14 protein-coding genes are annotated in these 14,816 nt (G+C 46.3%); 8 read left to right on the top strand and 6 right to left on the bottom strand.

Annotated features, from left to right (window positions below):
- Nucleotides 1–163: 163 nt before the first annotated feature.
- A complete protein-coding gene (locus AC4IE7_RS07820) occupies nucleotides 164–637 on the top strand; it encodes a hypothetical protein (protein ID WP_490776263.1) in 474 nt (157 codons plus the stop codon).
- A gap of 44 nt (nucleotides 638–681) precedes the next feature.
- Here AC4IE7_RS07820 and AC4IE7_RS07815 read toward each other — a convergent pair whose 3' ends face one another.
- The 5 genes from AC4IE7_RS07815 to AC4IE7_RS07795 all read right to left on the bottom strand — a co-directional run bounded on the left by AC4IE7_RS07815 (nucleotide 682) and on the right by AC4IE7_RS07795 (nucleotide 4,431).
- Nucleotides 682–1,302: a dUTP diphosphatase gene (locus tag AC4IE7_RS07815; RefSeq protein ID WP_490776262.1), complete on the bottom strand. Its 621-nt coding sequence runs from the start codon at nucleotides 1,300–1,302 to the stop codon at nucleotides 682–684.
- Nucleotides 1,292–1,795 carry a C-GCAxxG-C-C family protein gene (locus AC4IE7_RS07810; protein ID WP_490776261.1) on the bottom strand — a complete coding sequence of 168 codons (504 nt, stop codon included), beginning with the start codon at nucleotides 1,793–1,795 and terminating at the stop codon, nucleotides 1,292–1,294. Before AC4IE7_RS07810 ends, AC4IE7_RS07815 begins: the two co-directional genes overlap by 11 nt.
- 246 nt (nucleotides 1,796–2,041) lie before the next feature.
- Nucleotides 2,042–2,659 (bottom strand): DUF4166 domain-containing protein, encoded by a 618-nt coding sequence (locus AC4IE7_RS07805; protein WP_490776260.1) that lies wholly within the window; start codon nucleotides 2,657–2,659, stop codon nucleotides 2,042–2,044.
- A gap of 12 nt (nucleotides 2,660–2,671) precedes the next feature.
- Nucleotides 2,672–3,148, bottom strand: a complete 477-nt coding sequence (locus tag AC4IE7_RS07800; RefSeq protein WP_490776259.1) for a DUF2269 family protein — start codon at nucleotides 3,146–3,148, stop codon at nucleotides 2,672–2,674.
- A complete protein-coding gene (locus tag AC4IE7_RS07795) occupies nucleotides 3,148–4,431 on the bottom strand; it encodes an SDR family oxidoreductase (RefSeq protein ID WP_490776258.1) in 1,284 nt (427 codons plus the stop codon). The genes AC4IE7_RS07800 and AC4IE7_RS07795 overlap by 1 nt, the downstream gene beginning before the upstream one ends.
- Before the next feature lie 459 nt (nucleotides 4,432–4,890).
- Here AC4IE7_RS07795 and AC4IE7_RS07790 point away from each other — a divergent pair, with 459 nt between their 5' ends.
- The 5 genes from AC4IE7_RS07790 (at nucleotide 4,891) to AC4IE7_RS07770 (ending at nucleotide 11,743) form a co-directional block, all read left to right on the top strand.
- On the top strand, nucleotides 4,891–5,754 hold the full coding sequence (locus AC4IE7_RS07790; protein ID WP_490776257.1) for an NUDIX hydrolase: 864 nt from the start codon (nucleotides 4,891–4,893) through the stop codon (nucleotides 5,752–5,754).
- Nucleotides 5,755–5,933: 179 nt separating this feature from the next.
- A complete protein-coding gene (locus tag AC4IE7_RS07785; RefSeq protein ID WP_490776256.1) occupies nucleotides 5,934–8,018 on the top strand; it encodes a carboxy terminal-processing peptidase in 2,085 nt (694 codons plus the stop codon).
- Between the two features lie 219 nt (nucleotides 8,019–8,237).
- Nucleotides 8,238–9,863: a glutamate--cysteine ligase gene (gene gshA, locus AC4IE7_RS07780; RefSeq protein WP_490776255.1), complete on the top strand. Its 1,626-nt coding sequence runs from the start codon at nucleotides 8,238–8,240 to the stop codon at nucleotides 9,861–9,863.
- A 63-nt stretch (nucleotides 9,864–9,926) separates the two neighbouring features.
- Entirely contained in the window at nucleotides 9,927–11,150 is a 1,224-nt protein-coding gene (locus AC4IE7_RS07775) for an O-succinylhomoserine sulfhydrylase (protein WP_490776254.1), read from the top strand.
- Nucleotides 11,147–11,743, top strand: a complete 597-nt coding sequence (locus AC4IE7_RS07770; RefSeq protein WP_490776253.1) for a class I SAM-dependent methyltransferase — start codon at nucleotides 11,147–11,149, stop codon at nucleotides 11,741–11,743. Before AC4IE7_RS07775 ends, AC4IE7_RS07770 begins: the two co-directional genes overlap by 4 nt.
- Before the next feature lie 199 nt (nucleotides 11,744–11,942).
- Here the strand turns inward: AC4IE7_RS07770 and AC4IE7_RS07765 are convergent, their stop codons facing one another.
- The gene (locus tag AC4IE7_RS07765) at nucleotides 11,943–12,245 is read right to left on the bottom strand and encodes a GNAT family N-acetyltransferase (RefSeq protein ID WP_490776252.1); all 303 of its coding nucleotides are present in this window, start codon (nucleotides 12,243–12,245) and stop codon (nucleotides 11,943–11,945) included.
- Between the two features lie 374 nt (nucleotides 12,246–12,619).
- Here AC4IE7_RS07765 and AC4IE7_RS07760 point away from each other — a divergent pair, with 374 nt between their 5' ends.
- Nucleotides 12,620–13,618, top strand: coding sequence for a calcium-binding protein (locus AC4IE7_RS07760; protein WP_490776251.1), 999 nt, complete (start codon nucleotides 12,620–12,622; stop codon nucleotides 13,616–13,618).
- A 349-nt stretch (nucleotides 13,619–13,967) separates the two neighbouring features.
- Nucleotides 13,968–14,816, top strand: an 849-nt coding sequence (locus tag AC4IE7_RS07755; RefSeq protein WP_490776250.1) for a transposase, incomplete at its 3' end; no start/stop codon positions are given.

The following is a 14,816-nucleotide window of genomic DNA, read 5'->3' as shown; positions in this document are numbered from 1 at the left end:
TTGAATTTCGTCAAAACCACAAAACATTATGTGCAGACTGTGAAGTTCAAAACTTGAGTTATAATTATAAAATTGAAGCGACGTGATGGCAGAGAAGATATGTTCTATATCTTAAATTGTGACTCATTTATCGGGGCGGAATAAGATCTGTCGAGGCTGGGATATGAAGAATAAAGAAAAAAAGCTTAAAAAAACAGGCAAGGAAAAGCTCAAAAAGAAGAATAAAACCTCAGACAACAGCTCAGACAACAACTCAGGGAAGAAAGGTACTGTCATCCTGGAGCTCAAAGGTAAGATCAATACACTGGAAGCGCTACTCAAGAAACGTGATCAAGCCATAGAAAAGTTACAGCAGAAACTGGTTGAATCAAAAAGTAGTAGGGAGAAAAAGCAAAAGAAGCAGAAGTTTGGCAGTGGGGCAGCTAAGTTACTGCGTTCACAACGCTCGAATCGAGTCGGCTTATCACAGCGTGATGCCTGGCGGCGTCATGGTTATTTACGTGATCGTTATGAATACCATCTAGAACATAATGAAGACAAGGGGATTGCACGGCAACTTGCCGGTCAGGACTTGATAGAGAAGTTTGGGGAAGAAGCGGGGTATTCCGAACTGCAATTGGAACAGATTCTCTCCTGAATGGTGTAGTAGGTGGTAGCCAGTTGCAGTGTCGGGTCAATAGTTTACTCAGCAGTGGTTGGGTATGACTTCTCCAGCTGACGATAGACTTCATCGCTGAATTCCGTGCTGTTTGCATCGAGACCATCAAGGATTTCAGCCAGATATTCGTTATCCTCTCGTCCATTCCAGATCTTAATGTAGCTCCCTTCCTTGTAGCCATGATCCTGACGGAAGAAGTTCAACACGTTTTTACCGATATAGGTTTTGAAGAGTTCATCAAAGTTCAGCTCCGCTGCACGCATCATGGTGGCAAAGTGACCTATATCTGCAGATTCGGTCTTGATGCTGGCCATCGCAAGTTGTTCGATGGAGGTTCTGATGTCAACCGGTTCGGTGGTTTGTTCTAACCCCTTCATTGCCTGCTCAGCGGCTTCATCAAGGGTGGCATTGTGCAAGATGAGATCACTTAGAGCGAAGTGCCAGATGTCAACGATCTCCAGATGGACCTGTTGCATATCCGGTTTTTGATGCTTCCACCATTTCCAGCCGTAGTGGTCGAGCATCTCCGCGCACTCGGTCCAGATTGCCCGGTACCAGGGATAGCCGGCGTCTCGCCAATCATCGTTAACCTTACAGTTCATGGCATCCTGGAGTTTGAGCATGGTTAGGATCTTATCTTTCATCTTGGTCTTCACTATCTTCTAAAAATTGATCAAGCAGGGACACTACCGTTTCCACATAATTAGGGCAATGGGTTTTGAACAACCCCAGCTCTTTCGCCTGAAGGTACTCAGAACGATTGCTCAGGTCTTTTTGCAACAGTTCCTTGCAGATGTTGCTGCCGTGGCGCTCTATAAAGTGCTCCTGTAGTTGTCGGGTTGCGACATAAGTCTTCTCTTTGGCGTCAACATCTTCACTGGATTTGGGACCCAGCTCCAAACCCACTACCAGTGCAGCACCGGTGAGGGTACCACAAACCTCCCCCATGCGACCTACGCCACCACCAAGACCAGAAGCAAGACGCATCGCCAACCCTTCATCCAGATCATAACGACCTGCAAAGGCGGTCAATACAGCCTGAGAACAGTTGTAGCCGTTACAGAAGCACTGAGTAGCGGCTTTAGCTCTTGTTTCGCTGCTATCGGCCGGTTTTTTTACAGATCGATTGCTGGACATTGCTTCAACCATCTAGGGAAGTGGAAATTTAAACTGTATCAGATTAGACCATAGGTCATTTAACTTTTAGTGTCACAAGCACGACCAGAACATAGGTCATCTTTAGATCTTATTAAACCTCAACAAACATCACCACACCGTAGCCTGGATGAAGTGCAACGGAATCCGGGAAGATCAACGCACGAAACTACCCCGGATTCCGTTGCACTTCATCCAGGCTACCTTGCTGGCACGTAATAGCATATGCTAACCGCCCAGAATCACGAACTCCCCTGAGTAGGAAAAAGTCCTACCGAATAGTGGGTGTACGATTTCAAAATCGAGGTGCAGCAGCTTATCTGATATTGCCGTTTCCACAATTGTTGCACTACCCAGGATCAACCAGTTGGGTATAGGGAGCTTCAGTTTGCCGATTCTCAAAACATATCCCAGGCCTTTATAGACCAAGCTATGATCATCTTCGAACAGCGCCATGCGGATACCCATTCCATACTTCACATACTCGATAATCTCATTATCCACCAAATGCTCCATGCGTGATTGAAATATCACCTGAGGTCTATTTGGAAAGTGTAAGGTTCTATACCAGAACATCGCTTTGCTGTTTTTAGTGCTGGTCCAGTTCTTGACGGTTGTGGGTATTTTTTTACCTCGATAGGGGACCAGCGCACCGAATATGCGTCCCGGTAACAGGTAGAGTTTTGCAATAGTGGAGTGATAGACTTCACCCATCTCTCCTCGAAGGATAAGCGTACTATCTTCTCCCGGGGTAATATCGTAGTGCTGTTTGACAATTCCGGACAACGCTTCCCAGTTTGTTCCGAGTGCCTGTTTGATTACCGGTTCCAGTTTCTCTTGTTTCATTTAAAGTTCCCTCTATAGGTTGATGGCAGGTTTAAAAATCATCAAAAAGTAGATGGCAATCATCGCAATGAAGGCAGGAACACCCAACCAAAACCAGATTTGAGCATACTTCTGGTAGCTTTTCCCTAAAGGCAGATTCGCTCTATAAGCTTCAGAAGTCAGGTCTCGCATGCGAATTTGGAGCCAGACAACAGGTAACCAGCAGGCGCCAGCAATGATGTAGAGTAAAATGGTAATCAGCACCCATCCCTGGTTCAGTGGTATGCCTATCATCGACAACAACCAGATGCCCGTAACAGGCTGAATCACTATTGTAGGGGTGGTGAATATCCAGTCGGCGAGGACTACTAATCGATTGGTTTGAACCATTGCAGGCAGGTCTCCTGTTCGATCAGTCAACCACTTATAAAAGGCACTTCCAAGACCCGTTCCAAAAAGAAATGTTGCGCTGAGGATATGCGCCCATTTGATCAATAAATATTCATTCATCACTCTCTCTCCAATGTCATCATGATCAGGATGCTTACGATAAGCGGCAGGTTTTTGCTGATTGGCCCAAATGGGTGGAACCATTGGTCGGGTAAGTAGATTGAAATGATCAGGGTATAGAGCACAATCAGTGCTATCTGCAGAACTGCTGTGAGTCGGATTCGATATGTGAATGCTGTGGCAATACCCAAGGCTATATCTATACCGGCTGCACTATAGAGGAACAGCGGGGCGTAACGGTGCTCAATGCCAACCTGAGAAAGTAGGGCGTAACTCGATTCAATGGGAAAAACAAAAGCGGAAAGATAACCAGTGAACAGCCAGACAAATGCAATACTCAAACGTAAAGCTGGTTTCAGGAAATAGAGACCAGCATGCCATTTGTCTGCATCTTCGGCTGGAGATTCCAAGAGTACGCTCTTCATCTCCCTGGGTTGTTTTCCGCACTCGTCAATATAGGGTTTGCACTCTCCAATATTTCCCCGCTGCAACATGCTAATAACCTCCCCATTGAGTGGCGTGTTACCCCAAAAACCAGCCCATTGAGCAAGTGATACTGCATATTTGTAGGGTATGGAGAGATAGTGGGGGGGAGTCAATCCTAACCACAGCCTTAAATCCTCCAAGAGCTTTTTTATCGTGATTCTGGAGGGGCCAACCAATACCATTCTTTTCCTGAAACGCCTTTCAGGGTTAATTGATCTGCGTATCAAGTGGATCATGTCATCAATGTGGATCGGTTGTATCTGCTGCTCTCCCTGATCGATCAGGGGCACCAGGGGCAGAGAAGAAACTGCTTTGAAAAATGCCATACTTTTTGCGCCCGCCCCATAAACAATGGATGGCATGAGTATCAGCCAGTTGAGATCCAGGGAGGCAAGGTAGTCGTCAGCTGCTTTTTTACTTAAATGGTATTCGCTGAAGGCGCTACGATCAGCGCCCAGGGCTGAGATTTGGATAACCTGCTTCACACCCATTTGAGTGCATGCCCGGAATAGGGCTATTGGTGCCTTGTGGTGCAGTGATGAAAATGTCTGACGCCCACGTTGGCGGATAATGCCAACAGTGTTGATAACCACATCAATGCCTTTTACACGGGGCCGCCATACCCTGGCACTGTGATCAGTGGTGAAGTCGGCCTCTATCAACTCTATTCCGGGGCCTCTTTGTCTGGCAGATTTGATGGATCGTACACAAGCGACGATTTGATGCCCATCTTGATGCAGAGCCTGAACAATATGAGTGCCGATGAACCCATTGGCTCCGGTGATCATGATTCGCATTGGACTCTCCTTGTTAAATGACCGGTTGTTGCCATTGCTACCTAATGGGGTAGAACTGGTGACTTTGTTAATCTCTCTGTCTGGGATACTGATCTGTTGTGGCGTGAGTGGAGTTAAGAAATGACAAAATGTTTGCAGTGTCATGAGAGTTGGATGCATCGCTATACTCATATATCAGAAATTTCTGTATAAACAGAAAGTAGTGAAATTATCTGCCTCTGTCAAGAAAGATTGCATCCAGCTGGCGAAGTGCTTGGGAAAATGTCCAGGTTTAAGTTAAATTGCAGCAGGAGTGTTTAGCAGCTTTACCGGACCGGACTTTAAAATGGGGCAGTGCTATTAGAGATTTCAGAGGTCATGATCGCTGTCGCCAGATTGAATCAGACAGATTGAGGCCCCATATAAGATTAGCGAACCCGTTATTTCGGATTAAAGGTAGCTTCCAAATAGAATAGAAAAATGATGAAAATAGAAGGATTTCAACGGCATATCGATAAGCTTAATCTATGGAATCGTGACAATTTCAAAGCTTTCTACTACACATCAGATCTCATCGGTTATCTGAAAGAACCTGTCTGGTCGCAACTGATGAAATGGCCAGACAGCTTTTCAGTGGATGAAGTTGGGCTTCATCTCAATCCTCAATTCAATACTTTCGAATCGAGAACTGAACTACTTGATGAAGTGACCACTGAATTGGTGGATCTGAAGGTAATGACTCACAGGCATGGTGAACGGTATCCCGTCACTTCCAGTGGAAGGGATTCTGCAATTGCTACAATTGATCGTGCGGCAGCTGCTTTTTTCGGTTTGCGGGCCTATGGTCAACATTTAAATGGTTTCATTCGCAGTGCGGATGGCTTGAAACTGTGGATAGCCAGACGGGCTTCAGACCGGAGAATATTCCCTGATCATCTGGATAACATGGTAGCGGGAGGATTACCCCACAACCTGACTATGAGTGAGAATTTGTACAAAGAGTGTAAGGAAGAGGCGGGTGTGCCTTCCTCTATAGTTGATAGAGCGATACCGGTCGGTGCATTGACCTATTGTATAGAAACCGAGGTAGGTCTAAAGCCGGATACACTCTATTGTTATGATCTTGAGTTGCCGGAGGACTTTATTCCTCACAATACAGATGGGGAAGTGGCAGAGTTCACATTGATGTCAGTGGAAGAGGTAGCAGAAAGGGTTGCTGAAACCGATGATTTCAAGCCGAACTGTAATCTTGTTGTGATTGACTTTCTGATTCGTCATGGGATTATAAATCCTGAAACACAGGGATATCTCGAGTTAGTCCACGGATTGCACAAGAAATTATGAGTAAAGGTGGTAAATTCAAGGTGTCCCGTGCTCTTTTGTAGGTGCTACGGAACCCGGTGACTGGAAATTTAGTCCAAAGCATACTCAAAATATAAAAATTGAGTTTGTATAGGTGTTTTCCCTGGGCCTGTGAACACCAACCTAGGTAGGTCCGATCCCGAAATGACCAGGTAGGATGAATGATATATCTTAAAATGAAGCGGTTCTGGTGGTTGATTCTGATTTTTGTGTCAGCACCATTGTGGGCCAATCGACAACCAGTTCCCGTGCAGGAGCTACGTCCTACTGCGGAACAGCAACAGACTGCCAGCGTCATCGTCAAGGTTATTGAAAAGTATCATTACAAAGATACTGCATTGGACGACGCGATGTCTGAAATGATTCTGAAGCGCTTCTACGGTGCTCTTGATCCCAACCGTTCTTTCTTTCTGGCAGCAGATATCGTCCACTTTTCGAGCTATCGGGACAAACTGGATGACTACCTGAAAAACGCCCGGATAGAGCCTGCATTCGAGATTTTTCGTCTCTATCGTCAGCGAGTGAGTGAGGCGATAGGGCACGCATTGAAACTGCTTGAAGATGATTTCGATTTTACCATTGACGAGATCTATGTCTTCGAAAGGGAAGAGCTGCCATGGGCCCAGACCCGTACAGAGTTGAATGATATCTGGCGTCGTAGGGTAAAAAACGATTTTCTTAATCTGCGCTTGATGGATAAACAGGACAAAGAGATCAAAAAGACACTCAAAGCACGCTATGAGCGTCTGCTCTCGAGAGTGGAGCAGTTTGATAATAATGATGTTTTTCAGACATTTATCAATGCCTATACATTGAGCCTGGAACCCCATACCAGCTATATGTCACCCAGTACATCCGAGAATTTTGATATCAGTATGAGGCTCTCTCTGGAAGGTATTGGAGCTGTCCTGAAAGACGAGGATGGCTATACCGTGGTGCAGAAAACCATTGTAGGTGGGCCTGCGGAGCAGAGTGATCTGCTCCATGCCGGTGACAAAATTGTCGGCGTTGGACAGGGCCTCGAGGGTGAGATAATGGATATTATCGGCTGGCGTCTACAGGATGTTGTCGAACAGATTCGTGGTCCCAAGGGTTCAGTTGTGCAGCTTGATGTGTTGGAGAAGGGAGAGGGCTCGAATCGAAAAACCATCACCCTGGTGCGAAACAAAATCAAATTGGAGGAGCAAGCCGCTAAGAGTTATGTCATCGATAAACTGGATGGCATGGAAAAATACCGCATTGGGGTTGTTGAAGTACCCACTTTTTATCGGGATTTTGCAGCTGAGTCACGGGGTGAAGCTGATTTTCGCAGCACTACTCGTGATGTGAGGAATCTGCTGGTCAACCTGAAAAAAGAGCATGTCGACGGTATCGTGATCGATCTACGGGAGAATGGAGGGGGGTCACTTTCCGAGGCGACAGAACTAACAGGTCTGTTCATAGATTCCGGTCCTGTAGTGCAGATCAAAGATGCCTTCGGAAAGATCGAAGTTGAGCAGGATCCGGATCAATCCATTGCTTACGAAGGTCCCCTGGCTGTATTGGTGGATCGCAACAGCGCTTCAGCATCAGAAATCTTCGCCGGGGCAATCCAGGATTATAAACGAGGTATTGTCATTGGTGAGCCAACCTTCGGCAAAGGTACTGTGCAGACTCTGGTGGATCTGGGGCGATTTGTACCTGGACGTAAAAAGGATCTTGGGCGACTTCGTCTGACCATGGCTCAATTTTTCAGAATAAATGGAGGCAGCACGCAGCATCGTGGTGTGGTTCCCGATATTCAGTTCCCTACAGCAAAATATTCAGATGAATATGGTGAGAGGTCACTGGAAAATGCCTTACCCTGGGCTCAGATAAGGCCTGCCAACTTTATAACCAAGGGTCAATACACTGTCTCTGAACTGATGGGCACTCATCTGACACGTGTTAAGACGGATGCGGGTTTTGAAATGTTAGTGGATCAGGAAAAACGATTTCTCGAACTTGATAAACGTACAGAAGTCAGTTTGCTTGAAAAACAGCGTCGTAATGAATGGCAGGAGAGGGAGCATGAACGGCTGCTGCACAAAAACCGTTTTCGTGCTTCACAAGGTTTGACTGCAATCAAGGATGCAGACCAGAAAGATTTAGATGATGACCCAGATGAAAAGGAGACTGAGGCTACCAGCCGTATCGAATTGAATGAAGCAGCACGCATTCTTATGGACTCGATACGTGTCGCAGAACCAATGGCAGTGATGCGATAAGCCCTAGTGTGGTGTAACGTATAAACTGTACCAATCAAGAGCCATATCCCAGATCGATTAGCAGATGGGATATGGCTGTGTCTTATTGGCCTAATTTTTTTAGACATGGTTATACCGATCTATCGCCAAGCTACTATACGTCTCCATGGCAAGGTATAATCTCCGCCTTTTATGTCCAATGCTCAATATCATCCATGCCCCTTTAGGGATTGACCCGGTTTGTACTCAACACTTGAAAATCGTTTAAAACGTCTACACCAAGCGAATCAACTCGAGCTTATGAGAGGGGGATTGATTGGTCTGGAAAAAGAGGGACTGCGTGTTTCACCCCAAGGTTCTATTTCAAACCTGCCTCATCCTGAGGCATTGGGCTCCCCTCTTACCAATCGTTACATCACCACTGATTACTCAGAAGCCTTGACCGAGATTATTACGCCGCCCTCTGCAGATCGTAATGAACCACTGAAATTTCTCTTCGAAGCACACCGCTTTCTCTACCAACATCTGGATGAAGAGATTCTCTGGTCAACCAGTATGCCTTGTGTTGTCGAGGATGATGAGCGCATTCCCATCGCTAACTACGGGTCTTCAAATGCAGGGATGATGAAGACTGTATATCGACGTGGTTTAGGGCATAGATATGGTCGGGTTATGCAGGTGATTGCCGGGGTGCATTTCAACTACTCACTACCCCAGGATTTTTGGTGGGTATATCAGCAGCTTGAAGGTGATAAAGGGGATACCCAGGCCTTTATTTCAGATTCCTATTTCGCAATGCTCAGAAACTTACAGCGTCTGGGCTGGTTGATACCCTATCTGTTCGGCGCATCCCCCGCAGTGTGCAAGTCCTTTCTGGGTGGTCGTCCAACGACACTGGAATCCTTTGATGAATATACCTACTTTTCACCCTATGCCACCTCTTTGCGTATGGGGGATATCGGTTATCAGAACAGTAAGGAGCAGGGTACAGGCATCAAAGCTTGTTACGACTGTTTAGATGCCTATATAGAGACGCTTTCCCGTGCCATTGAGACACCTTGTCCAATCTACAAAGCAATGGGGGTGAAAGTTGATGGACGTTACGAACAACTTAATGCCAACATCCTTCAGATAGAGAATGAGTACTACAGTACAGTGCGGCCGAAGCAGATCCCTGAATTGATGGAAAAACCGATACATGCTCTGCAGCGACGCGGTGTGCGCTATGTTGAACTGAGATCCCTGGATGTGAATGCATTCCATCCACTGGGAATTGCCGAGGAGCAGGTTTATTTTATTGAGGCTTTGATGCTGTTTTGTCTGCTCAGTGAAAGCCCCTCGATAAATGTTTCTGAACAGAAAACAATAGACTGGAATGAGCTGGCGGCAGCGCACCAGGGTAGGAAGCCAGGACTGGAACTGCAAAGGAGAGGGAAAAAGATATCGTTACGTGATTGGGGACTGGAGATCTGTGAAGCCATGTTACCCATTTGCGAGACTCTCGAGACGGGTATGCCCGGACAACCCTATACCCGGAGTCTTCTTCTACAGAAGAGTCGACTAGAAGATCCGGAGATGACCCCCTCAGCTCGAATGCTGAGTGAAATGAGAGAAAGAGGAGAGGGCTTTTATCATTTCGCCAAGCGTATGTCGCAACAACATCGTCACGACTTCAGTCAGCAGGCTGGTTCTAATGAAGATCAGAGCCTGTTAAGTCAGGAAGCTATAGATTCCTGGCGGCGGCAGAAAGAGTTAGAAGCCTCTGATACACTCAGTTTTGACGAGTTTCTGGAGCGCTATTTTGCACAGCAGATAGATAGACCTTCTGTTGAAGCAGTTTACGACAAGAACATCTCCATGAGCTGACTATATTCTCTGAATAAGAGAGAAGTACAATTTACACAAATTCCTGTGCTGTGATTTGTTGAAATGAGCCAGGTAAAAAAGCATGAGGATAAAAAAATGGAGGATCAACAAGAGCCTGGATGGGGGTTCTCTACGCTAGCTATTCGTAGCGGACATCATAGGACGCCTGAAGGTGAACATGGTGAACCAATATTTCCTACCTCCAGTTTTGTTTTCGGAAGTGCTGCTGAAGCTGCAGCCCGCTTCAGTGGTGATGAGCCAGGGAACATCTATGCCAGATTCACCAATCCTACAGTCAGGAATTTTGAGGAGCGGCTTGCGGCACTAGAGGGTGGAGAGCGCTGTGTTGCCACCGCATCTGGTATGTCAGCTATTTTCGCCATCTGTATGGGATTACTCCAGGCGGGTGATCATCTCATATCATCACGCAGTATTTTCGGAACAACGTCCATACTGTTTGAGAAATATCTAACCCGCTTCGGAATCGAGACCTCCTTTGTCGAACTAAATGACCTCGCTGCCTGGGAAGCGGAAATTCGTCCGACAACCAAGCTTCTGTTTTTGGAAACCCCTTCGAATCCACTTACCGAAGTGGCAGATATCAGAAAAATTAGTGAGCTGGCTCATGCACATGAGGCGTTACTGGTGGTGGATAACTGTTTTTGCACCCCTGCGCTACAGCGACCTCTGAGTCTGGGCGCTGATATTGTTGTCCATTCCGCCACAAAGTATCTTGATGGGCAGGGGCGCTGTGTGGGTGGCGCTGTGGTTGGTAGTCATGAAGTTGTAGGGGAGGCGGTATTCGGAGTGTTGAGAACTGCAGGCCCAACATTGAGCCCTTTCAACGCCTGGGTGTTTCTCAAGGGATTGGAAACCCTTGAAATACGCATGCAGGCTCATTCCAGAAACGCTCAGCAGTTGGCTGAATGGCTACAGCAGCACGCCAGTATTGAACGGGTCTATTTTCCAGGTTTGCCCAGCCATCCACAATATAACCTGGCGAAACAGCAGCAGAGCGCACCTGGCAGTATTGTGGCCTTTGATGTTAAAGGAGGGCAAACCGCAGCCTGGACATTGATTGATTCAACCCGCTTGATATCAATTACCGCCAACCTGGGTGATACAAAAACCACGATTACCCATCCCGCCACTACTACCCATGGTCGTTTGAGTCCGGAAGAGCGAACCAAAGTCGGTATAGGCAATGGCTTGGTGCGTGTTGCTGTTGGTCTGGAAAATATCGAAGATATCAAGCGCGATCTGGCCCGTGGCCTGGATAGGCTTTGAGCGATCAGAGCAACGAAGAAAATGAGCAGCTTCGTGCTATGTGGGATGAGCGCTATAGCGATCAGGAGAAAATAGCCCGACCAGCCGAGGTAGTGCTAAGCAATTCGCACCTGTTGCCATCAAATGGAACTGCGCTCGATCTTGCATGTGGTTTAGGCGGCAATGCAGTGCATTTAGCTGCATTGGGGCTGGATGTGGTTGCTTGGGATCTTTCTCCAGTTGCCATACAGCGTCTGCAGCAACTTGCAAATGAGAAAAACCTGCCAAACCTGAAAGCCGAAGTGCGAGATGTTGAACACAATCCCCCATCAGGGAATCAGTTTGATGTGATCGTAGTCAGCTACTTCCTCGAACGCAGCTTGATCGCATCACTGATCAACGCCTTGAAACCAGGCGGCCTGATCTATTATCAAACCTTCATTCGTGATGCCGTATCAGCGGAAGGGCCTAAAAACAGCAGTTTTCGCTTGGCTGACCAGGAACTGCTGAGACTGTTCAATAAGCTAAAAATACGCTTCTATAGAGAAGAGGGAAGGCTGGGTGATCTCTCCAGGGGAACCCGTGATGTTGCGATGTTGGTAGCTGAAAAATGACAGGCAGTGATCTCCCGTCAGCTAAAAACTAACCTATTATCAAGCTTTTTAGTTTTACCAGATGTCAGTTGTTTGGCTAGTAGTGGGCCGGTTGAGGGTTACCGAACTTACCACGCGGCCCATTAGAGCAAGGATTCATGCTTCAAAGCCTCACAGAGTTTTTTATAATGCAGAGTGCTGGCACTGCCGATTGAGAGAGTCAGTGTGGATTGGCATTGTTATGGCTTTTTTTCATATATAGCAGCTCAAAGCCTTGATCCGTGATTTCATTTCTAATAATTTGGTATCCCAGTTTTTTATATAGATGAATATTCCTATCACTTTTATTACCAGTGAATAATTGAAAAGCTACTGCATTTGGTGATCTCAATTCAATTTCTCTAAGTAGTGTCATTCCGATGCCTTTATTTTGATACTTAGGCTCCACAAATATGCGATCAATGTTGACATAACCTTGATTTCCATCAAATCTCACCGATGCGATAATTTTTCCCTTTAACAAGACTTTAAGAAAGGTTTTTTTTTAGAACTCATTTCTGATTGACTCCAAGCTTTGGGTTAAAGGTGGTAGTTGGTAATTATTGTAAATCTTTGCTTGGTCAAGAAAAGCGGTCTTTTGTATATTGAGAATAGTATCTGCATCTTCAATTGATGCCGTCTCGATTTTTATGTTATCTACAATCATTCTTTAATGCCATAATCTACGCTTCAAGAATAGGTATATAACCTATTCTTACATTGAGATTTTAAAACAATATACAGGATATCCCTAGCTAGTATAGGTTGCATTTCTCGTGTCTAATGAAAGTGCAAATGGATTTGATGTATATGGAATATGTATCAATAACTTCGTACTTAATTAAGGAAATTACAAACATGGATGCTATGAATGGAACTCAATTATCAAGCTGCTCTCAGGCTTCAAACTCAAACTTCTCCTGCGGATGCGTTAACCCAAGTGTACAGAATAATGCTGATGGATCATCAATCGAAAGGTCAAACGGACAAACGACCTTTAATGGAAGTGATGGGGATGATTGCATAAATGCACATGTTAATTGTGACGGATCAACGGATGTTACCTTCAATGGAAATACGTATCACTTCACGGCTGAAGAGTCACAAAATCTTGTAATCAATGGTGGTTGTGGGGACGATAATATTTCGGTTACCGGTCATCAACTACACGGCCCTGAAAACAATCTTACTCTTAAAGGTGGGAATGGAGACGACAACATTCAAGGTGGATCAGGTAGCGAAAAGATCTTTGGTGGCAGTGGTGATGATGTTATCTCAGCAGGTGCAGGGAACGATGAGGTTCATGCAGGATCTGGCGATGACGTTGTCGATGGTGGCGCTGGTAATGACTGGCTCGGTGGGAATAGTGGTAATGACAGGATGAGCGGTGGTAGCGGTAACGATAAGGTAAGTGGTGGTACTGGCAATGATTGCCTCGAAGGAAACTCAGGAGATGACCACTTACATGGCGGCGCAGGTTCTGACTACCTTGATGGTGGAAGCGGTGACGATCTTATCGGTGGAGGAGGTGGCGATTACACTGATGTACTTATCGGTGGCTCCGGCGATGATAGTTTGGTGGGCCAAGGTGGCGACGATATCGTCAGAGGTGGCTCAGGCGATGACTATATTGATGCCAGGGAGGGATCGGATGATGTCGATGGCGGCACGGGTTGTGACAGAATAATTCGTGAGCCAAACTGTAACGAACTTGATGCTGGGAATGGCAATGATGCACAACAGGATTCAGGTAGTTCCATACCGTCATTCTTAGATCCGCTGGGATTGCTCGGTGGAGGCGGCCCTAATCTGTCAGGAGGCGGTGGTTTTCCTCTCAATTTGATATCTTTTAAGTAAAACCTGCTAGGGCAGGTCACAGTAGTGGCCTTGCCCATTCAGTTAGAGACTAATTAAAAATCTGTCTGGCAGGTAAAACAGCTCACTATTTTATAGTAAGTCTTTAACAACTGATATCACTGAAGAATCGTAATATATATCCGTGTCTTCAGTGTTTTCCGTGGTTTATCATCTAAGTTTTCTTCCATTCGTAGTAAGTACTAATTTTGAACTCACAAAACGTGAGGTATAGGAGAACGAGTCGTACATCCAGATCCTTTTCTTTTTTATCCGGACACCCATTCTTGATTTAAAAAATCCACACAGAATAGCAATCTTCATTTACCATCTGTTATCAAGGAGCGATACGATGCCCAAACCAAGGAAAGTCCAGATTCTGCTGGAAGAAACCCCCTACTACCACTGTGTCTCCCGCTGCGTACGCCGTGCCTTTCTCTGTGGCGTGGATTCGCTTACCGGAAAAAGCTATGAACATCGGCGACAATGGATCGTCGATCGCATAATGCTTTTGACGGATATCTTCGCCATCGACACCTGTGCATACACCGTGATGCACAATCACTACCACGTCATACTCCATGTGGACTCCGAGCGAGCTGCAGCGTGGAGTGAACGGGAGGTCATCGAGCGCTGGGAACGCCTCTTTTCCCTCCCTGTGATCGTCCAACGCTATCTTGCCAAAGAGACACTCACTCAGGCAGAGCGGGACTCGGTATCAGAGCTGATCACGAAATGGCGACGACGCCTGCACAGCATAAGTTGGTTCATGCGCTGTCTCAATGAACCGATTGCCAGAAAGGCCAACCAAGAGGATGAGTGTACTGGTCGCTATTGGGAAGGTCGCTATAAATCCCAGGCCCTGTTGGATGAAAAGGCTCTGGCAACCTGTATGGCCTATGTGGATCTCAATCCGGTGAGAGCAGGAGTAGCGGATACACCCGAACAGTCCGAGCATACATCCATCAAAGAGCGAGCCCTGAAATTGAAACAACATCCCGATGATTCAGGCGAACCTGAAACACCAAGCGGGCTATTTCCATTTATCGGCAACCCACGTCAGGATATGCCCAAGGGATTACCGTTTCGCCTAAAAGACTATCTCGAACTGGTCGACTGGACGGGCCGCGCCATTCTCGAAAACAAACGTTGCTTTATTCCTGAAAATCAACCACCGATTCTCGAAAGATTACAGATCGAC

Source organism: Candidatus Thiodiazotropha sp. AKAK3, from assembly GCF_058244645.1.
Note: the sequence above shows the minus strand (reverse complement) of the source record. Positions and strands in the feature narration are given on the sequence as shown.